This window comes from Geotalea uraniireducens Rf4, assembly GCF_000016745.1.
In the GTDB taxonomy this organism is placed as follows: domain Bacteria; phylum Desulfobacterota; class Desulfuromonadia; order Geobacterales; family Geobacteraceae; genus Geotalea; species Geotalea uraniireducens.
In genome coordinates, this window is record NC_009483.1 from 1,848,066 (window position 1) to 1,869,656 (window position 21,591).

At 57.1% G+C, this 21,591-nt stretch carries 18 protein-coding genes; 16 read left to right on the forward strand and 2 right to left on the reverse strand.

Annotated elements, in window-relative coordinates; all coding sequences use genetic code 11:
* The first annotated feature begins 64 nt into the window (after window positions 1-64).
* The 9 genes from GURA_RS08090 to GURA_RS08130 all read left to right on the forward strand — a co-directional run bounded on the left by GURA_RS08090 (window position 65) and on the right by GURA_RS08130 (window position 12,831).
* Window positions 65-1,876 carry an AMP-dependent synthetase/ligase gene (locus tag GURA_RS08090; protein WP_011938496.1) on the forward strand — a complete coding sequence of 604 codons (1,812 nt, stop codon included), beginning with the start codon at window positions 65-67 and terminating at the stop codon, window positions 1,874-1,876.
* A gap of 35 nt (window positions 1,877-1,911) precedes the next feature.
* On the forward strand, window positions 1,912-4,299 hold the full coding sequence (locus GURA_RS08095) for a 3-hydroxyacyl-CoA dehydrogenase/enoyl-CoA hydratase family protein (protein WP_011938497.1): 2,388 nt from the start codon (window positions 1,912-1,914) through the stop codon (window positions 4,297-4,299).
* A gap of 137 nt (window positions 4,300-4,436) precedes the next feature.
* Window positions 4,437-5,609: a thiolase family protein gene (locus tag GURA_RS08100; RefSeq protein ID WP_011938498.1), complete on the forward strand. Its 1,173-nt coding sequence runs from the start codon at window positions 4,437-4,439 to the stop codon at window positions 5,607-5,609.
* A gap of 32 nt (window positions 5,610-5,641) precedes the next feature.
* Entirely contained in the window at window positions 5,642-7,420 is a 1,779-nt protein-coding gene (locus GURA_RS08105; protein ID WP_011938499.1) for an acyl-CoA dehydrogenase family protein, read from the forward strand.
* 75 nt (window positions 7,421-7,495) lie between these two features.
* Window positions 7,496-8,437, forward strand: a complete 942-nt coding sequence (locus GURA_RS08110) for an MBL fold metallo-hydrolase (protein WP_011938500.1) — start codon at window positions 7,496-7,498, stop codon at window positions 8,435-8,437.
* A 53-nt stretch (window positions 8,438-8,490) separates the two neighbouring features.
* Window positions 8,491-10,494, forward strand: a complete 2,004-nt coding sequence (locus GURA_RS08115) for an oxidoreductase (RefSeq protein WP_011938501.1) — start codon at window positions 8,491-8,493, stop codon at window positions 10,492-10,494.
* A 45-nt stretch (window positions 10,495-10,539) separates the two neighbouring features.
* Window positions 10,540-11,097: a chalcone isomerase family protein gene (locus GURA_RS08120; protein ID WP_011938502.1), complete on the forward strand. Its 558-nt coding sequence runs from the start codon at window positions 10,540-10,542 to the stop codon at window positions 11,095-11,097.
* An 89-nt stretch (window positions 11,098-11,186) separates the two neighbouring features.
* Window positions 11,187-12,011 carry an alpha/beta fold hydrolase gene (locus GURA_RS08125; protein WP_011938503.1) on the forward strand — a complete coding sequence of 275 codons (825 nt, stop codon included), beginning with the start codon at window positions 11,187-11,189 and terminating at the stop codon, window positions 12,009-12,011.
* 34 nt (window positions 12,012-12,045) lie between these two features.
* On the forward strand, window positions 12,046-12,831 hold the full coding sequence (locus tag GURA_RS08130; RefSeq protein WP_011938504.1) for an enoyl-CoA hydratase: 786 nt from the start codon (window positions 12,046-12,048) through the stop codon (window positions 12,829-12,831).
* A 235-nt stretch (window positions 12,832-13,066) separates the two neighbouring features.
* Here the strand turns inward: GURA_RS08130 and GURA_RS08135 are convergent, their stop codons facing one another.
* Window positions 13,067-13,462 carry a MerR family transcriptional regulator gene (locus GURA_RS08135; RefSeq protein ID WP_011938505.1) on the reverse strand — a complete coding sequence of 132 codons (396 nt, stop codon included), beginning with the start codon at window positions 13,460-13,462 and terminating at the stop codon, window positions 13,067-13,069.
* A gap of 169 nt (window positions 13,463-13,631) precedes the next feature.
* On the opposite strand from GURA_RS08135, the gene GURA_RS08140 reads away from it, so the two are divergent.
* From GURA_RS08140 to GURA_RS25505, 4 genes are all read left to right on the forward strand, one after another.
* Complete coding sequence (locus GURA_RS08140) at window positions 13,632-15,617, forward strand: heterodisulfide reductase-related iron-sulfur binding cluster (RefSeq protein WP_011938506.1); 1,986 nt, start codon at window positions 13,632-13,634, stop codon at window positions 15,615-15,617.
* A gap of 38 nt (window positions 15,618-15,655) precedes the next feature.
* Window positions 15,656-16,432, forward strand: a complete 777-nt coding sequence (locus GURA_RS08145) for an electron transfer flavoprotein subunit beta/FixA family protein (RefSeq protein ID WP_011938507.1) — start codon at window positions 15,656-15,658, stop codon at window positions 16,430-16,432.
* A gap of 9 nt (window positions 16,433-16,441) precedes the next feature.
* Window positions 16,442-17,356 carry an electron transfer flavoprotein subunit alpha/FixB family protein gene (locus GURA_RS08150; RefSeq protein WP_011938508.1) on the forward strand — a complete coding sequence of 305 codons (915 nt, stop codon included), beginning with the start codon at window positions 16,442-16,444 and terminating at the stop codon, window positions 17,354-17,356.
* 285 nt (window positions 17,357-17,641) lie between these two features.
* Window positions 17,642-18,649, forward strand: coding sequence for a heterodisulfide reductase-related iron-sulfur binding cluster (locus GURA_RS25505; RefSeq protein ID WP_011938509.1), 1,008 nt, complete (start codon window positions 17,642-17,644; stop codon window positions 18,647-18,649).
* 19 nt (window positions 18,650-18,668) lie between these two features.
* Here GURA_RS25505 and ylqF read toward each other — a convergent pair whose 3' ends face one another.
* Window positions 18,669-19,502 (reverse strand): ribosome biogenesis GTPase YlqF, encoded by an 834-nt coding sequence (gene ylqF, locus GURA_RS08160; protein WP_011938510.1) that lies wholly within the window; start codon window positions 19,500-19,502, stop codon window positions 18,669-18,671.
* 268 nt (window positions 19,503-19,770) lie between these two features.
* Between ylqF and GURA_RS08165 the strand changes: the two genes are divergently transcribed.
* The 3 genes from GURA_RS08165 to GURA_RS08175 all read left to right on the forward strand — a co-directional run bounded on the left by GURA_RS08165 (window position 19,771) and on the right by GURA_RS08175 (window position 21,557).
* Window positions 19,771-20,322 (forward strand): pseudouridine synthase, encoded by a 552-nt coding sequence (locus GURA_RS08165; protein ID WP_198134541.1) that lies wholly within the window; start codon window positions 19,771-19,773, stop codon window positions 20,320-20,322.
* Window positions 20,323-20,344: 22 nt separating this feature from the next.
* The gene (locus GURA_RS08170; protein ID WP_041245355.1) at window positions 20,345-20,638 is read left to right on the forward strand and encodes a hypothetical protein; all 294 of its coding nucleotides are present in this window, start codon (window positions 20,345-20,347) and stop codon (window positions 20,636-20,638) included.
* A gap of 91 nt (window positions 20,639-20,729) precedes the next feature.
* Window positions 20,730-21,557, forward strand: a complete 828-nt coding sequence (locus GURA_RS08175; RefSeq protein WP_011938512.1) for a PA4780 family RIO1-like protein kinase — start codon at window positions 20,730-20,732, stop codon at window positions 21,555-21,557.
* The last annotated feature ends 34 nt before the right edge of the window (window positions 21,558-21,591 follow it).

A 21,591-nucleotide genomic window follows, 5' to 3' on the forward strand; every position in this document is an offset into this window, starting at 1 on the left:
ATGAACGTCAAGGATAGATATTATTGCTTTAAAATTATTTGCATCCCTTCGGAGGATGACGCTTATGCAGGATATCCCTTTTTTGTCAGTTCCCGACATGTTGAGGCAAAATGCCGCCAGGTTTCAGGGGAAGCTTGCCCTGAAGTACCGCAAGCAGGGAAAGTTTGTCACGCTGAGTTACGCGGAGTTTTATGAACGGGCTCTGATGGCCGCCCGTGGCCTGAAGAAGTGCAATGTGAAACCGGGGGAGAGGGTTGCGATCCTCTCAGAGAACCGTGCCGGGTGGGTTATTGCCGATATGGGGATCCTCACTGTCGGCGGCGTGACCGTGCCGATCTATCCGACGAACACACCCGAGCAGATCGAGTACGTGCTGAATCATTCGGAAGCCCGTATTGTTTTTGTTTCCAGCAAATTTCAGTACTCAAAGCTTCTCAGGATACGGGAAACAATTCCTAAAGTGGAATTGGTGGTTTCGTTCGAGCGTTTTCTGGGTGAGCCGGAGTTGCCGGTCTGCACCTTCTATCAGCTCTCGGAAATTGACCTCCCGGTTACCGAAAGTGAAAAAAAGCAGCTTGAGGCCGGTATTGACTGCATCGGCCCCACTGACCTCCTTACCCTGATTTACACCTCCGGCACAACCGGCGTGCCGAAGGGGGTGCCGCTTACCCACCGCAATATTCTCTTCGATGCCTTTTATACCAGCAGAAAAGCAGTGGTGCTTCGCGAATGCGAGGTTCACCTCAGCTTCCTCCCCTTGAGCCACGTTCTTGAAAGAACAATCGGCTATTACATGATGATCATGAACGGCTCGATGATGGCTTTTGCCGACAGTATTGAAAAGGTCCCGGAAAACATGATGGAAGTCAAACCAACAGTGATGGTAAGCGTGCCGCGGCTCTTCGAAAAGATCTACTCGCGCATTTTCGAAAACGTGCATCAGATGTCTGTTGTGAAAAGGAAACTGTTCCATTGGGCGATTGAGGTAGGCAAGAAGTATGTGGAAGCAAGGTATATCGAGAAGAGAACTTCTCCCTTACTGGCATTTAAGTACAACGTGGCAGACAGGCTCGTCTTCGGCAAATTGCGGGAGCGGTTCGGCGGGAACATGAGGCTGTTCTGCTCGGGTGGCGCGCCGCTTGACAAGACGATCAACGAATTCTTCTGGATTATCGGCCTTCCTATCCTGGAAGGGTATGGTCTGACCGAGACCAGTCCGGCGGTCAGCTTTAACAATTTTGATCAGGTCCGGTTCGGCTCCGTGGGAACAGCGCTTGAGCACACGGAAATAAAAACGGCCGAGGATGGCGAACTGCTGATCCGGGGGCCGCAGATCATGACCGGTTATTACAAGGAACCGGCGGCAACCGGTGAGTCGTTGCAGGATGGCTGGTTCAAAACGGGAGATATCGGCTACATCGAGAACGGTTTTGTCTATATAACCGACCGCAAAAAAGAGCTGATAATCACAGCAGGGGGGAAAAATATAGCCCCCCAGCCCCTGGAGAACGAACTCAAGCTGGACAAGTACATTTCCTCGGCATTTGTATATGGTGACCGGAAGCCTTACCTTACCGCCCTGCTCGTACCAAATATGGAGCGGTTGCTGGAATTTGCCAGGGAAAAGCATATCGATTATTACGATATGGATGACCTGGTCATCCACGAGCCGGTCACCAGGCTGATGGAGCAGAGGCTCGCCGAAATCAACAGCCATCTGCCCCAGTATGAGAGCATAAAGAAGTTTGTGCTGCTCCCACGCGACTTTTCCATTGACGGGGGGGAGCTTACCCCGACCCTCAAGCTGAGGCGGAAGGTTATTTACGAGAAATACAAGGATAAGATCGAAGGAATGTATGTCGAGAACGGGAATTGATCCCGTTGCCGGCAATAAAAAAACGGAGGAAAACTATGAAACAGATCAATAAGGCGGCCGTGCTGGGGTCAGGTGTTATGGGAGCGACCATTGCAGCCCATCTGGCCAATGCCGGAATTCAGGTGCTGCTCCTTGACATAGTGCCGAGGGAGCCGAGCGATGCGGAGACGGCGGCAGGTCTTACCCTGGCTGACCGCGCTGTCCGGAACAGGATCGCCCAGGCCGGTCTGGACGGACTTCTCAAGATGAAGCCGGCGCCGTTCTTTATCCCCGGCTATGCATCGTACATCGAGGTGGGCAACTTCGAGGACGACATGGCGCGGCTCAAGGAGTGCGACTGGGTCATCGAAGTGGTCATCGAGAACATGGAGATCAAGAAGAAGCTCTTTAGCGAAAAGGTGGCCCCCAACATGAAAGATGGGGCTGTTCTCTCCACCAATACCAGCGGCCTTTCCGTTAACGAGATGGCGGAAAGTCTGCCGGACAACATCAGGAAGAACTTCCTGGTTACCCATTTCTTCAATCCGCCCCGCTACATGCGTTTGCTGGAGATCGTTTCCTGCCGCTACACCGATCCGGCTGTTGCGGAAAAGATGGCGGCGTTCATCGGCAAACGGCTGGGAAAGGGGATTGTCTACGCCAAGGACACACCCAACTTCATCGCCAACCGGATCGGCGTGTATGCCATCTGCAACTGTGTGCGGAACATGATGGCGATGGAGATGACCGTCGAGGAGGTCGACAAGATTGCCGGTCCGGCAACCGCCAGGCCAAAGAGCGCGGCTTTTCGCACGGCGGATCTGGTGGGCATCGACACACTGCAGCATGTGGCGAACAACTCCTACGAGCTCCTGGTGAACGACGAGGAGCGCGAGCTCTTCCGTTTCCCTGATTTTATCCGGGAAATGGTCGGGAAGGGGCTCCTGGGGAATAAGAGCAAGCAGGGTTTCTTCAAGAAAGCCAAGGGGGAAAAGTGTTCGACCATTTTCTTTTACGACTACAAGAGCGGTGAGTACGTGGAGGCGCAAAATCCGAAATTTGCCTCCGTGGAGGCGGCAAAATCCATCGACGATCCGGCCAAGCGTCTCCAGGCCGTTATCACCGGCACGGACAAGGCTGCCCAGTTTGCCTGGAAAAACATGCGGGACACCCTTATCTACACATTCAACCGGATCCCGGAAATTGCCGACGATATTGTCAATATCGACAACGCCATGAAGTGGGGGTTCAACTGGGAACTCGGCCCCTTCGAAATGCTGGACGCCATCGGTGTCGGCTATTTCGTGGAGCGGGCCGAAAAGGACGGGGCGCCGGTTCCAGCCGGACTCAAGGCGGTTGAACAGTTCTATAAATTTGCCGACGGCAAAAACTACTATTACAGCCTTGCTGACAAAAGCTATCGGGAAATAGCCCGGAAGGCCGGCCATGTAAACCTCTCTGTCCTCAAGAGAAGCGGCGGGATGGTGGAGAAAAATAGCGGCGCCTCCGTGGTGGATCTGGGGGACGGGGTCTTCTGCCTGGAATTCCATACCAAGATGAACGCCATCGGCAACGAGATCCTTTCCATGGTCCACAAAGGGATCAAGCGGTCGGAAGAAGAAGGGGTGGGACTCGTTATCGCCAACGAGGGTGGGCTGTTTTCTGCCGGCGCCAACCTGATGCTGCTGGTGATGGGGATTGCCGAAGGGGCCTATGACGAGATCGCCATGACGGTGAAAAACTTCCAAAAGGCGATGATGGCAATCAAATACTCCAAGATCCCCGTGGTTGCGGCTCCCCACAACCTGACCATGGGTGGCGGATGCGAGACCTGTCTCCATGCCGACGCGATGAATCCATATGCGGAAACCTACATGGGATTGGTGGAGATCGGGGTAGGGCTTCTGCCGGCCGGCGGGGGAACCAAGGAGATGGCCATCCGCGCCATTAAACTGGCCGAAGAGTATGACATGGACCCTACTCCTTTCATCTTCAAGAACTTTATGAATATCGCCATGGCCAAGGTAAGCATGTCTGCGGCCGAACTCAACCAGATGGGCTTCATGCGCCAAGGCGACGCCGTTGCCATGGATATGGATACGCGGATCTTTGACGCCAAGCTGAAGGTCATTGCCCTGGCTGCCAACTACCGCCCGGGCAGGCCGCTGATCGACCTGAAGGCGCCCGGTCGGGGGATTGCCGCCAGCATCAAGTCCCAGCTCTGGAACATGCGCATGGGGGGCTTCATCTCCGAGTACGATGAGTTCCTGGGCAAGACCATTGCCGACGTCATCACCGGCGGCGATGTCCCGGCCGGGACCCTGATCACCGAAGACTACCTCCTGGAGTTGGAGCGTGAGGCGTTTGTCCGGCTCTGCGGGCAGAAAAAAACCCTCGACAGGATTCAGAACATGCTGAAGAAGGGTAAAACGCTGCGCAATTAGGGTCGCCACATGTAGGGGCAGACCCGCGTGTCTGCCCTGTTTGCGGTGCAAATGTCCGGCAAGGGCGTACACATAGGTATAAGTGCAGGGCGCACACATAGGTGCGCCCCTACAAATGAATGACTTGGAGGAAATCGATGAGAAACGCATATATTTTAGCTGCCTTTCGTACCCCCGGTTGTAAGGCTAAAAAGGGGAAATTCAAGGATGTGCGGCCTGACGACCTGGCTGCGGTAGCAATCAGAGGCCTTTTGGAGAAAACAGGAATAGATCCCCTCGCTGTTGAAGACATCATCATGGGGTGTGCATTTCCGGAAGGGGAGCAGGGGATGAACATGGCAAGGGTGGCGGCCATGAAGGCCGGCGTCCCTTACCAGGTGCCGGCCCAGACCGTCAACCGGTTCTGCTCTTCCGGATTGCAGAGCATTGCTTCTGCTGCTGAGCGAATCATGGCCGGTTTCAGTGACTGCATCATTGCCGGCGGCTCGGAAAGCATGAGCATGGTTCCCATGGGGGGCAATAAATACAGTGCCAACCCTGGGCTGGTAGCGTCCTGGCCGGAGTCGTTCGCCTCCATGGGGATCACCGCCGAATTGGTTGCCGAGCAGTACACGGTTTCCCGCGAGGAGCAGGATTTCTTTGCTGCGGAGAGCCATAGAAAGGCAGCCGCAGCCATAGCGCAGGGGAAATTCGCAGAGGAAATCCTGCCGGTTGAAGTGGAAAGCTGCGCTCTGGTGAACGGCAAGATGAAACGGAGTAAGGAGTTGGTCACCGTTGATGACGGTGTGCGTGGTGAAACGACCCGGCATGGGCTCGGCAAGCTGAAGCCGGCGTTCAGCGCCACCGGGACGGTAACGGCAGGGAACTCATCCCAGATGACCGACGGCGCCGCAGCGGTGTTGGTGGTGTCGGAAGAGTTCCTGAAAAAATGCGGTAAAGTGCCCATTGGCCGCTTTGTTTCGTTCGCAGTGCGCGGTGTGCCGCCGGAAATCATGGGAATCGGCCCCATCGAGGCGATCCCGGCAGCCCTCAAGCTGGCGGGGCTCAAGCTGGAGGATATCGGACTGTACGAGCTGAACGAAGCGTTTGCCGCCCAGTCCATTGCCTGCGTGAAAACCTTGGGGATCGATCCGGCCCGGGTTAACGTCAACGGCGGCGCCATAGCCCTCGGCCACCCCTTGGGGTGCACCGGCGCAAAACTGACCACGTCGCTCCTTCATGAGATGCAGCGCAGCAATACCCGCTATGGCGTCGTTTCCATGTGCATCGGCGGCGGGATGGGCGCAGCGGGAATTTTCGAGAAGATGTAAAAAATATAACTCTTATTTTACGAGGTGAGATCATGGCAGCAAAAATTTTCAAAGGCGCCGAGTACCTGATAACGGAAGTGTTGAAGGATGAAGTCTTCACACCGGAGGATTTTACCGACGAACAGAAGCAGATAGCAGAAACAACCGAGCAGTTTGTCGTCAAGGAAGTTGCGCCCCACCGGGAAGAGATCGAGCACCAAAACTTCGACCTGGTGGTTGAGCTCATGCAAAAGTGCGGCGAGCTGGGTCTACTGATGATCGACGCGCCGGAAGAGTACGGCGGACTCGAATTGGACAAAGCAACCAGCATGCTGGCGGCCGAAAAAATCTCCTCAGCCGGCTCCTTTTCCGTTGCCTATTCGGCCCATACCGGTATCGGCACGCTGCCGCTTGTCTATTACGGGACAACGGAACAGAAGGAGAAATATCTCGGCAAGATAATCAGCGGCGAGTGGGTTGCCGCCTACTGCCTGACGGAGCCCGATTCGGGGAGTGACGCCCTGGGGGCCAAGACCACCGCCACCCTCTCTGCGGACGGAAAATATTACCTCCTGAACGGCACCAAGCAGTTCATCACCAATGGCAGCTTCGCCAACCTCTACACCATTTTCGCCAAGATCGACAAGGAGCATTTCACCGCCTTTCTCGTCGAGCGGACCACCGAAGGTCTGTCCGTCGGAGCCGAGGAGCAGAAGCTCGGGATCAAAGGCTCTTCGACCACCCAGATCATCCTGGAAAATGCCAAGGTGCCGGTGGAAAATGTGCTGGGAGAAATCGGCAAGGGGCATAAGATCGCCTTCAACGTACTCAACGTGGGGCGCTTCAAGCTGGGCGCCGGGGTGACCGGCGCAGCCAAGTACGCACTGGCCGAGGGGATCAGGTACGCCAATATGCGCAAGCAGTTCGGAGTACCGATCGGTACGTTCGGCGCCATCAAGGAAAAGATCGCCAATCTGTCCGCTGCCGTTTTTGCCGCGGAATCCCTCGTCTACCGCCTGGCCGGGCTGATTGACCATAAGCTGGCAACCATTCCCAAGGATACCTCCAATTACTACGATGTGTACCAGAAAGGTATAGAGGAGTACGCCATCGAGTGTGCCATTGCCAAGGTCTTTTGTAGCGAGGTGCTGTCCGACGTGGTGGACGAGGTCGTCCAGATCCATGGCGGCTACGGTTTCATCCAGGAGTATCCGGCGGAGGGTTTTTACCGTGATGAGAGGATCAACCGGATCTTCGAGGGGACCAACGAGATCAACCGCCTCCTCATACCGGGAATACTGCTCGGCAGGGCAATGAAGGGGGAGATCCCGCTGCAGCGTGAAGTGATGAAGGCCCTTGAGGCGCTGATGACCCCTTCCTTCGATGAAATCGATGACTCCGTGCCCTTTGCTGCGGAAAAGGTCCTGCTCCAGAACCTGAAAAAGGCCTTCCTCGTCCTTGCCGGTTCGGCCGTGCAGAAGTATATGGATAAAATCAAGGATGAGCAGGAGATCCTCATGGCTGTGGCAGATGTGGCCATCAATATCTTCGCCCTGGAAAGCGCCGTTCTCCGTGCCGAGAAGATCCTCGGAACGCTGAGCGACGGCAAAAAAACTTCTGTCACGGCAGCCGTAAAGGTGTTGGCCTTTGATGCCGTCGAGAAGATTTCCACGGCGGCGAAACGGGCTGCCTACTACATTGAAGAAGGGGACAATCTTACCATGGTGCTCGGCGGGATCAGAAGGTTCACCAAGTACGATGCATCAGGGCTTCTCCAGGCCAAACGGCACTTGGCTGATGTTGCTCTTGAAGCGGAAAAATATATATTTTAATCAATTCGAAGATGAAACCCGTTGCAAACCGATTGCCGGCTCGCAAGATATTGCCTGCCAAGTGAGAGACGACAGATGCGACAACACACGATCAACACCCCTTACATGGTAGGTGAAGCCCATTTCTACTCCACGGAACTGAATGGGGACCTGGTTCTTTTCGACACCGGTCCCTCCACTCCGGAGGCCCTTGCCTACCTGCAAACGGTCGTTGATCTCAGGCGTCTGAAATACCTCTTTATCACCCACTGCCATGTGGACCATTACGGACTGGCCGATTTTATCGCCAAAAACAGCAGCGCCGAAGTTTTCCTCTCCCGCAAGGATGCCATCAAATTCCGGCGTCACCATGAGCGCCTGGAGCATATCAGGGAGCTTCTCCGCTCATATGGCTATGATCATGGTTTTGTCGACCGCTTGCAGGCTGTCTATACCGACAAGAAAATATTTCCCGCTTTTCCCGAGAAATACACTCTCGTCGAGGAGTCGGACGTTCCCCGCAAGCTGGGGATCGACCATATCGGCTGTCCCGGCCATTCCCAGAGCGATCTGGTCTATTTGTGCGGCAAATACGCCGTTACCGGCGATGTCTTGCTGCGCAACATCTTTCAGGCGCCGCTTCTCGATGTCGACCTGGAGACATTCGACGGGCGGTTCCGCAACTACGACGCATACTGCGCGTCACTCCTTGAATTGCAGTCAGTGCGCGGCTGCGAGATACTTCCCGGCCATCGGCAGTATGTGGAGAGCCTGGACGAAACCATCCTTTTTTACGCCGGGAAACTGATGGAGCGGGCGGCGCAGGTGAAGAGGCTGGAGGGGGTTGCCTTGGTAAGCGATGTGATCGCGAAGCTCTTTGGCGGGGCACTCGACGACCCGTTCATCACTTACCTCAAAGTGTCGGAAATCGTATTCATGCGAGACTTTCTCGCAGAGCCGGAGAAGTTGAAAAATTCCCTGGAGCAGATCGGCCTGTTTGATCTGGTATGCGACGTCTACGCTGCAGCAGTCGGATAGCGGGCATGCGGGTCGGCCCCGATGATGCCAATCTGGAAATCTGGAGAAAAACAATGATCGATCAACTCTTTGAACCACTCGTCATTAACGGGCTCAACGTAAAAAACCGGATATACATGCCGGCCATGCATCTGCAGATGTGCAGAAACTTCGAGGTAACAGACCAATTGGTGGAATTCTACACGGCAAGGGCCTGCGGGGGGGCCGGGATTATCACGGTCGGTTATGCGACCGTCGATGAGCTGTCAGGCAACCCTACCAACATCGGCGCCCACCGTGACGAGTACATTCCCGGTCTGGCGCGGCTCGCCAGGGCCATCAGGGAAAACGGCGCTGCTGCCTCAGTGCAGTTGAACCATGCGGGTCGCTACAATCATTCCCTTTTTCTTGGTGGGAAACAGCCGGTGGCTCCTTCGGCTATCCCGTCCCGGTTGACCAGAGAGACTCCCCATGCTCTCGATGCAGCGGGGATTGCGAGGATAATCGCCGGGTTTGCCCAGGCTGCCCTCAGGGTGAAGACCGCAGGCTTCGACGCCGTGGAAATCCTGGCGGGGACCGGCTATCTGATCAGCGAATTTCTCTCCGAGGTGACGAATAAGCGGATTGACGATTATGGCGGCTCCCTGGAGAACCGGATGCGCTTCGGGCTCGAAGTCCTGCGTGCGGTCCGGGAATCGGTCGGACCGGCGTTCCCCCTTGTCGTGCGCATGAACGGCAACGATTTCATGAAGGGGGGGACCGGCCGGCGGGAGCTGCAGGAGTTCGCCCGCTGTCTCGTTGCGGCGGGGACCGATGCCATCTGCGTCAATGTGGGGTGGCACGAGGCGCTGGTGCCGCAGATAGTCACCAAGGTCCCCCGCGGTGTCTTTGCCTACCTGGCCCGGGGTGTCAAGGAGGCGGTACATGTGCCGGTCATTGCCAGCCACCGGATCAATGACCCGGCGGTGGCCCGCGACTTGATCGCGGATGGCATGTGCGACATGGTGGCCATGGGGCGTGCTCTCATAGCTGACCCCGCTCTTCCGGAGAAGACCATGCGGGGGAAGGAACGGGAAATCGTCCACTGCGTGGCCTGCGGCCAGGGGTGCTTTGACAACCTTTTCAAGATGAAACCGGTGGAGTGCCTCTGCAACCCGCGGGCGGGCCATGAGCGGGAGACCGTGATCGAGAGGGCAGCGAAGAGCCTGAAGGTGATGGTTGTGGGAGGTGGGGCCGCGGGTATGACCGCAGCGGCGGCCGCTGCCGATGCAGGCCACCAGGTGACGCTCTTCGAGCGGAGCGGGCGGCTCGGCGGGCAGCTGCATCTTGCAGGAGCTCCGCCGGGGCGGGAGGAGTTTTTGGAACTGGCGCGGGATCTGGCCTGCCAGCTGGACCTGAGAAAGGTCCGGGTGGTGCTCAACCAGGAGGTCGACGAAGCAGTGATCGAGCGGGAACAGCCTGACGCGGTAATCCTGGCCACCGGCGGGATGCCGGTTACTCCGCCGATTCCCGGCGCAAACCTCCCCAACGTGGTGCAGGCCTGGGATATCCTGGCCGGCAAGGTACGTACCGGCAAAAGGGTGGCCATTGTCGGTGGCGGGGCAGTGGGGGTCGAGACAGCGCTCCTCCTGGCGGAAAAGGGGACCCTTTCCGGCGAAGAGCTGAAGTTTCTCCTCGTCCATGGAGCGGAAGCTGTCGAGGATCTTGGCCGGCTGGCTGTCCGGGGGACAAAGGAAGTGATCCTCGTGGAGATGCTTGATGGACTGGGCAACAACTTTGGCAAATCCACCCGGTGGGGGATGCTGATGGACGTGGAGCGTTACGGGGTAATTGCCGGGACAGCCGTTAAGGTACTGGAAATTACCGCCGCCGGGCTCAGGGTGGAGCGGGATGGTAACGTGGAAGACATCGCCGCCGACACGGTTGTCCTGGCGGTCGGCACCCGGCCGTACAACCCGTTGCAGGAAATCCTGGCGAAAAGGGGCATCCCCCACAAGACGGCCGGCGATGCGCTGCAAGCAGCCATGGTGTTCGATGCGGTGCATCAGGGATTCGCGGCGGGGCGGGAGATTGTTTAATCAAGAGCTGATATTTGCACACTTAAAGAAAAGAGGTCTGATGCTATGCGAAAACTAGTTGTTGTGCTCCTGCTCATGCTGGCAGCAGTCAATGCCCATGCCCTCGAAGTGGCCGGAGTCCACCTGGAAACGGCGGTTATTGTCAACAATCACCCCCTGAAGCTGAACGGCTACGGCATCCGCAAAAAGTTTTTTGTCAAGGTCTATATCGGCTCCCTCTACACCGCCAAAGCGGTGGCCAAGGCCGACGAGGCGCTGAGCGAACCGGGGGACAAGCTCATCAGGATGAACTTCCTCCATAGCAAGGTGGACAAGGGGAAAATCACCGAAGCCTTCAGCGAGGGGTTTGCCGCTAATTCTCCTCAACTGGCCGGTTCCGCCGAGGTGAAGAAGTTCCTCGCCTTTTTCACCTCGGATTTCAGCAAGGGCGATACGGTTGACCTCTCCCTGGGGAGCGATGGGAGGGTGGTTGCCGTCCATAACGGCAAGGTGCTGGGAACGATCACCTCAAAAAGGCTGGCAAAGGGGATTCTCGCCATTTATCTGGGTGAGAAGCCGGCTGATGAAGCCCTGAAAAAGGGGATGCTCGGGAGGGAGTCCTGAGAGCGGAATCCTGCTACATCCGGGTCAATGGCGTTGATACCCTGCATCTCCGGCGCCTCTATGAAGATCCGCAGGGGCCGCCCGTCTTCATGCTGCATGGCGCCATCGAAAACGGCCGGATCTTCTACTCGGACTCGGGCCGTGGACTGGCTCCCTATCTGGCCGGGCAAGGTTACGATGTCTATGTTGCCGATCTGCGGGGCCGCGGCGGAAGCACCCCGGCGATCAGCCGCATGTCGCGCTTCGGCCAGACAGAGGCCATTACCGAGGACATTCCGGCATTCGTCAACCATATCATCGAGCGCCGCGGTCTGATTCCCCAGCACTGGATAGCTCATTCATGGGGTGGGGTGCTCCTTTCCTCCTATCTGGCGCGATTTGCCGACCATCGCGACCTGGTCCGGTCAGCCGTCTATTTCGGCAGCAAACGGATGGTGAGGGTATGGAACTTCCACCGTCTTTTGAAGGTAGACCTGGTATGGAACGGGTTGTGCCATCTGATTTCCGACCTGGCCGGCTATCTCCCTGCCCGCAGGTTGGGTATCGGCTCGGACAGCGAGACGCTCAAGTCCCATTGCCAGAGCAGCGAGTGGGTAAAGAAGGATGCCTGGGTGGATTCCGACGACGGCTTCGATTACGGCGCCGCTATCGGGCAGGTGCAGCTGCCGCCGATCTGGTACCTGGCCGCGGAGAGGGACCACGCCCTGGGACATCCGCGCGATGTGGCGGATTTCCGGCGGTCGGCAGGAGTGCAGGAAAGCAGCTATACTGTACTCAGCCGCAGGAACGGCAACCTTCACGACTATGATCACATAAACATGCTGACCCACCCGGATGCACCGGCAGACCATTTCCCGTTAATCGTCCACTGGCTGAAAGAGCATGAAACAGCTGCCGGTGCGGCAAGGAACTAGCCGGCTTTAATCAGGAAACAAGGAGAAAAACGCCATGAGCGCTGCCAGCACAAATGAACAGATTCAAACCGACCTGCGGGACGGTATTTTTACCATTTGCTTTAACCGACCGGAGAAGAAGAACGCCCTGAACCTGGCCATGTATGCGGCGTTGGTTGATTCGCTGGGAGAAGCGGACCGGGATGATGCGGTACGGGTGGTTCTCCTGACCGGAAATGGGGAATGCTTCACCAGCGGCAACGACCTGGCGGATTTCATGACCGCACCGCCCATCAGCGCGGAGAGTCCGGTCATGCAGTTTCTTGCTGCCATAAGCCGGTTCCGCAAACCGCTCGTTGCGGCGGTCATCGGCTCGGCGGTCGGTGTCGGGGTGACGATGCTTCTCCATTGTGACCTTGTTTACGCCGGAACAGGCGCTGTCCTGCAGCTGCCATTCGTTAACCTCGGGCTCTGCCCGGAAGCCGGTTCGACCCTGCTCTTTCCCCGGCTCATGGGGCACCAGCGGGCAGCGGAACTGCTCCTGCTCGGAGAACCCTTTTCAGCCGAGAAAGCCTGTTCAGTCGGCATCGTCAACGGGGTTTTCCCGGATGTGGAGGTCCTGGCTGCCGCCCGGACCAAGGCCTTACAGCTGGCGGCCCGACCGGCCGCAGCAGTGCGCCTGGCCAAAGCGTTGCTGAAAAAGGAGTATGCGGCATCCTTGGAAGAAACCATTGCCGACGAAGGGGCTCACTTTGTCAAGCGGTTGATGTCACCGGAGGCGGGTGAAGCGCTCCGGGCCTTCATGGAGCGGCGTCAGCCCGATTTCTCGCGATTCAAGTAATAATGGACTTGGTAATTATCAATATACCCCGTAGGGGCGCCAGCACGGCTTCATCGTGCTTCGCCCTTGTTCGCAACGTCACCAAAGGCGGGCGAAGCAGATAAGGCGTTTGCTTCGCCCCTACAATCAAAAACGGTATATCATGAAATTCTATGTCCCTAAGGGAATAGTAAGGCGGGCGGGGCGCCAGCACTGAGCGGGCGATTGTTTGTTGTCTCGGGGCGCCGGCGATGAGCTAGCTCGAAAGGTTATAATAGTCGAGGATCTTCTGCTTATATTCTGCGATGTCTTTTTCCAGCGATTGTAATTGGGCGGTTCTCTTTCTTATGTTGTTCAGGTGAGAATCGAGGAGTTCGATCAGGCGCGGCATTATTTTCTCAGGCAGCTGTTCTCTGGTATAGAGTTCGGCCAGTTCCTTCATTTCCTGCAACGAGAGTCCCAGGGCCTTCAGCTTGAGGACGAACTTGAAACGCTTGATATCTGAATTTTCATAAACCCTGATGCCTCCTTCGGTCCTTTTCGGGGGCTCCACCAATCCCATCTGCTCGTAAAGCCTTATGGTTCTGGTTGTTATGTGCAATGCCTTGGCAAGATCGCTGATCTGCATGTATTCATCTGAGCTGAGTCTCATACTTCACCTCTATGTTAAATTAGGCTTTTATACAACACAAATTCCGAAAGCTTGTCAAGAAATTAAAAAATATTTTATTGCATGCGACTATTTTACAAATACTTGTACTTGACATGAACGTTAAGATAAAGTATAACACAATTATGTAACTAATCTTCAGGGGTGGCCAATGGACGCAGCGAGAGAAATATACTGGAACGTAGGGCACGGGGTGATAGGGCCGATGTACCTCTTTTCTTTGATCGCCATCGCCCTCTGTGGATGGGGTTTTTACAAAAGGACACCGATTTACCGCCAGGGGAAGCCGCTAGACCGCCTGGACCGGCTGCCGGAGAAGATTGCCTTTATGGCAAAGAGCGTACTGGCCCAGACTCGGGTTCTGCGGGTCGTCAACCCCGGGATTTTGCATACCCTCTTTTTCTGGGGGTTCGGTATCCTGTTCATCGGCACCCTGCTCGTCATGGTCCAGGCTGACCTCAGCCAGCCGCTGTTCGGGATGGTCATTCTGAAAGGTACTTTCTACAAGATATTCTCGCTCGCACTGGATATTGCCGGGGCTGCCGCTCTCCTTATGCTGGCGGGGCTTCTCGTCCGACGCTTCTTCGTCAAGCCGTCTGGACTCGAAATCATACGGGATGACTACGTTGTTCACTCGCTCCTGTTTGCCATTCTCGTTACCGGCTTCGTTACGGAAGGGGTCAGGATGGCCGCCACGGAACTGATGGCCAATCCCGGCCTGGCCCGCTTCTCACCTGTCGGCATGCTGTTCGGAAAAATCTTTCTCGGGATGGCCCCGGCCGACCTTGCCCTGGGGCATAAAATCCTCTGGTGGGTCCACTTCTTCCTCGCTATGGGGTTTATCGCTATCATTCCCTTTACCAAACTGAGGCATATCTTTACCACCAGCGCCAACTACCTGTTCAGCGACCTTTCACCCAAGGGGACCATCTGCACCATCAACATGGAAGATGAGAGCATCGAGCAGTTCGGCGCCGCCAAGGTCAGCGACCTCACCTGGAAGGATATCTTCGATGCCGATGCCTGCACCTCGTGCAAGCGCTGCCAGGATCGCTGCCCGGCCCATGGCACCGACAAACCACTCTCTCCCATGAAACTCGTCAGGCAGGTGGGGGAAATCGCCTTTACCAATCCGCAGGGAAGCCTGATCGAGACCATCACCGAGGATGCCATCTGGTCCTGCACCACCTGCCGCGCCTGCCAGGAGATCTGCCCCGCCGGCATCGAGCATGTCAACAAGATCCTCGAAATGCGCCGCAATCTCACTCTCATGGAAGGTTCTTTTCCCGGCGACGAGGTGCGGACCGCCATCGGCAATATCGAAGTGAACGGCAACCCTTTCGGCCTGGCCTACGCCGGTCGAGGCGAGTGGGCCGACGGGCTCGACGTCAAGGTGATGGAGCGGGACTGCGATGTGGACATTCTCTACTTCGTCGGTTGCTATGCTTCCTTCGACAAGCGGAACCGGGAAATCGCCCGGAACTTTATCAAGATCTGCACCGCCGCCGGGGTCAGGGTCGGCATCCTCGGCAAGGAGGAGAAGTGCTGCGGCGAGCCGGCCAGAAAACTGGGCAACGAATACCTCTACCAGATGTCTGCTGCGGAAAACATCGAGCTGCTCAAGGGTTACGATGTGAAGAAGATCGTCACCACCTGTCCCCACTGCTTCAATACCCTGGGGCGGGATTACCGCGACCTGGGGCTCGAAATCCCGGTGGAGCATTACACCACCTTTATCAGCAAACTCATGGCGGAACAGCGCCTGACGCTAAAGCCCGAGCCGTTCGAGTTTACCTATCACGACTCCTGTTACCTCGGCCGCTACATGGACATCGTCGCCGAGCCGCGGGCGGTGTTGCAGGTAGCCGGCGGCCGATTGACGGAGATGGCGAAGTCCGGCTACGAGAGTTTCTGCTGCGGTGCCGGCGGCGGCAGGATCCTGGCCGAGGAGAAGCTGGGGCGGAGGATCAGCGTGGAGCGGGTAAAGATGGCCGAGGCTACCGGGGCGCCGATCGTGGTCTCCAACTGCCCCTTCTGTCTTACCATGTTCGAGGACGGGATCAAGACCGGAGGGTGCGAGGAGTCGCTTAAGGTGCGGGACCTGGCGGAGATCGTGGCTGAAAGAATCATACTGTAGGGGCGGGGTCTCCCCGCCCCTACAAATCGGAGGTTTATATGAACATACTAGTCTGCATAAAACAGGTTCCCGACATGGAATCGAGGTTCAAGGCCAACGGCGAGGGGGTCTGGTATGAAGAAACGGACCTTGCCTTCCGGATGAACGAGTACGACGAATATGCCGTCGAGCAGGCGGTGAAGCTGAAAGAACAGCTGGGCGACGCCCCCGAGGTCACCGTCCTCTCCATCGGCCCCGATCGGGTCGTGGAGGCGATAAAAAAGGCGCTGGCCATGGGTTGCGACCGTGCGCTCCATGTCCGGGACCCGGCCGTTCACCTCAAAGACCCGTGGCAGATAGCTTCCATCATTTCCGGCTACGCCCGCGACAAAGGGTTCGACCTCATCTTTACCGGGATGCAGTCCCAGGATCGGGGCTCCGCACAAGTCGGCGTTACCGTCGCAGAGCAGTTGGGTTATGCCTGCGTCACGACGCTGGTCGGCTTTAGCTATGCCGACGGGGCCATCACTGCCAGACGGGAACTGGAAGGCGGCGTCAAAGGGGTTGTGCGTATGAAAACCCCGGCCCTGCTCACCTGCCAGCTGGGGCTCAACGTCCCCCGTTATCCGACCCTGCCCAATATCATGAAGGCCAAGAAGAAAGAGATTGTCACCGTTCCGGTGGCAGATCTGCTCAAGGAAGAGCCGTTGGCCGCCACTACCGGATTCTACCCCCCGGCCAAAAAGGGGGGCGGCATCGTCCTGGAAGGGGACGTAGCCGACATGGCCGACAGGCTGGTTGGGATACTGAAAGATAAAACCGCGGTACTGCGATAGGAGAGAGCCATGAAAGCGTTACTCATCTGCGAATATAGAGAAGGAAAACTCCTCGACTCCAGCTACGAACTGCTCGCCTTTGCCGGGAAACTGGGGGCTGACAGCGCCATGGTCCTGATCGGTGATGCGGTGAATGTCCCCCGGTACGGCGGGACGGTCTACCTGGCTGATGCGGCCGGCTACGGGGAATACAACCCCGACCTGCACAAACAGCTTGTCCTGGCTGCCGTTGCACAGGAAAACCCCGACTACATCGTCTTCCAGCATTCCTCTTACGGCTGGGACCTTGCGCCGCGTGTGGCGGCGAAGCTGAAGGTCGCCCAGATATCCGAAGTCATCGGCATTAACGACGATGGCTTTGAGGTCGGCTGCTGCAATGCCAAGATGCGGCGCACTGTCAAGCCCGCCGGCGCGAAAGCCGTTCTGACCGTCCAGGCAGGGGCCTTCAGTGTCCAGGGCGAGCCTCAGGGGACTCCCAACGTGGAAAAACTGGAGATTGCCGGGACGGGGAGCGTGGAATTCGTCGGCTATGAGCCCGCCGAGGCAAAGGGTATCGACCTGGGCAAGGCCGAGGTGATCGTCAGTGCCGGCCGAGGGGTGGGCAAGAAAGACAACGTGCCGGTCATTGCCGCCCTGGCCAAAGCCTTGGGGGGCGAACTGGGCGCGAGCCGGCCGGTGGTTGATGCCGGCTGGGTCGAGCACAGCCACCAGGTCGGCACCACCGGCCAGACGGTGTCGCCCAAGCTCTACGTGGCGTGCGGTATCAGCGGCGCCATTCAGCACCTGGCGGGAATGAAGAAGTCGGACTTCGTGGTGGCAATCAACAAGGACAAGGATGCTCCGATCGGCGATGTGGCAGACGTGCTGATCGTCGCCGATGTCATGCAGTTCGTGCCGGCGCTTACGGCAAAACTGCAGAAATAGAAGTAATTCCAATTTCTCCAATTTCAAATCAAGGATGAAATCAAGGCGGCGAGGATTGAGGCGACGAAGGCGTACAGATAGTACGTTGAGGAGCCGAAGACGAGCCAACGAAGATAGCGCCTTGATTTGGAATTGGAATAACAGAGAAGCAGGGTCATCTATCCGATCCGGGCAGTACTCCTTTCATTGCTGTGATTCAAGGGGCAGGGCCATGCCTGCCCCGGTTTTTTCCGGCGAGAGGCAATGAGGACTTTAAATAAAGCTATGTCAGTGAGGTATTTATCTATGTTGGTAGTCGTCTGCATCAAGCAGGTACCCGATACCACCCAGGTTCAGATCGACCCGCTAACCAATACCCTCGTCCGTGAGGGTATTCCGTTCATCGCCAACCCGTATGATACCCATGCCCTTGAAGAGGGGTTGCGACTCAAGGACCGGTTCGGTTTTCGGGTCGCAGCCATTTCCATGGGGCCGCCCAACGCAGAGGCCACCCTTAAAAAGGCCATGGCGCTCGGTGTTGATGAGGCAATCCTCCTTTCCGACCGGGTTTTCGGAGGTGCCGACACCCTGGCGACCAGCAACGTGCTGGCGGCAGCAATCCGGAGGCTCAGCAAGAAAGAAGATGTGGGGATTGTCCTGTGCGGCAAGCAGACCATTGACGGCGATACCGCCCAGGTCGGACCCGGTATAGCAACCAGGCTCGGATATACCCAGCTTACCCTCGTCGACCGGATCGAACAGGTTGATTTGCTCCGCAGGAAGATCAGGGTCAGACGCAAACTGGAAGGGCGGCACGAGATTGTCGAGGCGCCGTTTCCTGCCATGCTCTCCGTGGTGCGGGAGTTGAACCGCCCCCGTTACCCGACCGTACCGATGCGTCTGTCCTCACTGGATGCCGCTGTGGAGGTCTGGAACAACCAGCTTCTCAAGCTCGGCTCGATAGTTTTTCACGATTCCTGCTATCTGGGGCGGCACAACGATGTCTATGAGCCGCCGCGCACTGTCATAGCGGCCGCCACGGGTAATTACCCTCTGGAGCTTGCCCGGAACCGTGCCGATTCATTTTGCTGCGGCGCAGGGGGCGGCAGGATGTGGATGGAGGAGCACTTGGGCGGCCGTATCAACCTGAACAGGGTGGAAGAGGCGCTCGGGACAAAGTCGGATACCATCTGCGTCAGCTGCCCGTACTGTATGACCATGCTCGAAGATGGCCTGAAGGACCTGCAGGCGGGCCAGACGAAAGTCAGGGATATTGCCGAGGTGGTGGCGGAGGGGCTGCGCCCTACGGGGTGAAGCTTTTGTTTGAGAACTTTCAACTCTCCCCCGGCTCTTCGAAACTGACCCGACCGAGCTTCCCTGCCCGAAGCTCTCGCAGAAAAGCCTCGGCGGCCCGTTGCAGATCAACCCCTCCGCCGGCGGCCAGGCAACCCAGGCGACGACCAATCTGTTCGAGAACATCGGCGGCGCTATCAGGCACGTCAGTGAGTTTGTAACGGGTACTGAGCAGTTCTCGGTAACGCTGCATCATGAACTCGGCCGCGAAGAGCCCAACGTTTATGTACTCGATGGCGCTGGCTCCGATGGCGCCGCTGGTTGCCAGCCGATAGGACGCGACCTGGTCGCTCATGTCAGGCCAGAGCAGCCCCGGCGTATCGCAGAGCGTAATGCCGTTGTGCAGGTCGATCTTCTGGGCGGAGGTGGTGATGGCGGGCTTGTCTCCGACCTTGGCCATGCACTTACCTGCCAGGGTGTTGATCAGGGTCGACTTGCCGACGTTGGGAATGCCGACGACCATGGCACGCACCGGCCATTCCGGCTTGCCGCGGTTCGGCACCAGGCGCCGGCAGAGCTTGATCAATTGGTTCACCTCGCGATGCTGCTTTGCCGACAGGGGGAGGGCGCGTACCCCGGTCTCTCTTTCGAATGTGCGGACCCAGGCCTTGGTAATTGCGGGGTCGGCAAGATCGTTCTTGTTCAGCACCTTGATGCAGGGCTTGTCCCCGCGCAACTTTGCCAGCAGGTGATTGGCGCTGGAGGCGGGCAGTCGGCAGTCAAGGACCTCGATGATTACGTCGATCTTTCGGATTAACTCGGAAATCTGTTCGTGGGCCTTGCCCATGTGCCCGGGATACCATTGTATTGTCATTTACGTTGTCTTTCCTCTGGGTTGAAATATAAACCTACAGTACCACATTCCACTGACTGTAAGGGGTATTATCTCACTCCATTCCTGTCACTGTAGGCGCCAAGGCGCCCAAACCCTGCTGTTGCGCCTACGAATTTCACAAAATAGTCGATTGCCGAATAATAAAAAATAATCTATACAAAGCTTGCCTCAACGTTCCGATGCTGATAACTTGACAAGGTTCAAAACCTTGATGTTTTGCCCGAGGACAGATTTCAGAGGAAGTCACGTGCAGATTATTCTTTTCAATAAACCCTTTAACATCCTTTGCCAGTTTACAGAACCGGGCAAACGCCTGACCTTGGCAGACTATATTTCTATCCCCGGCGTTTATGCCGCCGGTCGGCTGGATTATGATAGCGAAGGTTTGCTCGTCCTCACCGACACGGGACGTATTCAGCAGCGAATCGCCGATCCACGCGCTGATATGGCTAAATCCTATTGGGTCCAGGTGGAAGGTGTTCCTACCTTGGCCGCCATTCAACAGTTGACCTGCGGTGTTCTGCTTGAAGATGGATTGACCTTGCCGGCCATTGTCGAGCAGATTAAACCACCGTCGGTTTGGCTACGCACCCCCCAGATTCGCGAACGGCGACAGATTCCAACCACCTGGCTGGCGATAACCCTGACTGAAGACCGAAATCGTCTGATTCGGCGGATGACCGCTGCCGTCGGCCTGCCGACTTTACGGCTGATTCGGCAGGCCGTTGGACCATGGCAACTCAATAAGTTACAACCCGGCGACTGGAAAGTCGCCAGCATCCCGGCTGAATGGCTGTAGCACCGGATGGAAGCGAGAAGACATGAAACTTAGCGGTGCACCTAAACAAGTTGTCTGGGCAGAGAAGGTGAGGAAGGATCGATTGAAGGTTTGGCAAGAGACCTCTCCGGAAATCTTCAAGGCCGTAGAATCGATAGTGACCCAAGAGACAAGTGCAGACTGGTGGATATCCTATAAAGACAAGGGGCTTGACGTGGTCTGTAAACATCTGCTCGGGGGGAGTCTGCAACGGCCCTCCGTTGTCCGGGGGAAGAAAACAGATCCGGCCCTGAAGAAGTCGGACAATAAGGGAAAATTTCAGGGGACCAGGAAGTAAAGCCTGTTCTCCTGCCCCGTCATCCGGGCTTAGACAGGAAAAAGTCCGGTAATGGTTCCCTGTTGTTCCGGAACGGTATATAATAGCGCATATGAAAATTCCAAAAAGCTTTGAAATGTTAGTCCACAACGGCCTCGTCGACGAGGTCGTCTGTCAGCTCATGAGCGGCAAGGAAGCCGAGGTCTATGTGGTGCACTCCAAGGGTGAGATCCGCTGCGCCAAGGTGTACAAGGAAGCCGGCAAGCGGAGCTTCAGCCAGCAAGCCCAGTACCAGGAAGGTCGCAAGGTGCGGAACAGCCGCCAGGCGCGCGCCATGGAGAAGAACAGCAAGTATGGGCGGAAAGAGCAGGAGGGGGCTTGGCAGAACGCCGAAGTGGACGCCTTGCACCGCCTTGCCGCCGCCGGAGTGCGTGTGCCGCAGATCTTCAGCTACGTCGGCGGAGTGCTGCTGATGGAGCTGGTGGTTGACGCCAATGGCGACGTCGCGCCGAGGCTCAACGATCTGAAGTTGACGGCGGCGCAGGCCCGGGAATACCACCGTGCGCTGATCAAGCAGATCGTTCTCATGCTCTGCGCCGGACTCGTCCACGGCGACCTGTCCGAGTATAACGTGCTTGCAGGCCACGACGGGCCGGTCATCATCGACCTGCCCCAGGCCGTCGACGCCGCGGGGAACAACAATGCCAGCAGGATGCTTGAGCGGGACGTGGCAAACATGACCGCCTATTTCGGCCGTTTCGCCCCCGAACTTCTGACCACCGATTACGGCAGGGAGATCTGGAAGCTCTACGCGAGCGGCGAGCTAAGCCCCGTGACCGAGCTGACCGGCCACTTTGAGCAGAGCGGCAATCCGGCCGACGTGGGCGGCGTCATGCGGGAAATCGACTCGGCGCGGCGCTGGCATGAGCGCAACCAGTAGTAAAACAGAAGGTTCTGCTTAAGGGGGGAGTTCC

Coding starts and splice junctions, on each gene's coding strand:
- GURA_RS08090 (WP_011938496.1), top strand. CDS start 65: ATGCAGGATATCCCTTTTTTGTCAGTTCCCGACATGTTGAGGCAAAAT.
- GURA_RS08095 (WP_011938497.1), top strand. CDS start 1,912: ATGAAACAGATCAATAAGGCGGCCGTGCTGGGGTCAGGTGTTATGGGA.
- GURA_RS08100 (WP_011938498.1), top strand. CDS start 4,437: ATGAGAAACGCATATATTTTAGCTGCCTTTCGTACCCCCGGTTGTAAG.
- GURA_RS08105 (WP_011938499.1), top strand. CDS start 5,642: ATGGCAGCAAAAATTTTCAAAGGCGCCGAGTACCTGATAACGGAAGTG.
- GURA_RS08110 (WP_011938500.1), top strand. CDS start 7,496: ATGCGACAACACACGATCAACACCCCTTACATGGTAGGTGAAGCCCAT.
- GURA_RS08115 (WP_011938501.1), top strand. CDS start 8,491: ATGATCGATCAACTCTTTGAACCACTCGTCATTAACGGGCTCAACGTA.
- GURA_RS08120 (WP_011938502.1), top strand. CDS start 10,540: ATGCGAAAACTAGTTGTTGTGCTCCTGCTCATGCTGGCAGCAGTCAAT.
- GURA_RS08125 (WP_011938503.1), top strand. CDS start 11,187: ATGCTGCATGGCGCCATCGAAAACGGCCGGATCTTCTACTCGGACTCG.
- GURA_RS08130 (WP_011938504.1), top strand. CDS start 12,046: ATGAGCGCTGCCAGCACAAATGAACAGATTCAAACCGACCTGCGGGAC.
- GURA_RS08135 (WP_011938505.1), bottom strand. CDS start 13,462: ATGAGACTCAGCTCAGATGAATACATGCAGATCAGCGATCTTGCCAAG.
- GURA_RS08140 (WP_011938506.1), top strand. CDS start 13,632: ATGGACGCAGCGAGAGAAATATACTGGAACGTAGGGCACGGGGTGATA.
- GURA_RS08145 (WP_011938507.1), top strand. CDS start 15,656: ATGAACATACTAGTCTGCATAAAACAGGTTCCCGACATGGAATCGAGG.
- GURA_RS08150 (WP_011938508.1), top strand. CDS start 16,442: ATGAAAGCGTTACTCATCTGCGAATATAGAGAAGGAAAACTCCTCGAC.
- GURA_RS25505 (WP_011938509.1), top strand. CDS start 17,642: ATGTTGGTAGTCGTCTGCATCAAGCAGGTACCCGATACCACCCAGGTT.
- ylqF (WP_011938510.1), bottom strand. CDS start 19,502: ATGACAATACAATGGTATCCCGGGCACATGGGCAAGGCCCACGAACAG.
- GURA_RS08170 (WP_041245355.1), top strand. CDS start 20,345: ATGAAACTTAGCGGTGCACCTAAACAAGTTGTCTGGGCAGAGAAGGTG.
- GURA_RS08175 (WP_011938512.1), top strand. CDS start 20,730: ATGAAAATTCCAAAAAGCTTTGAAATGTTAGTCCACAACGGCCTCGTC.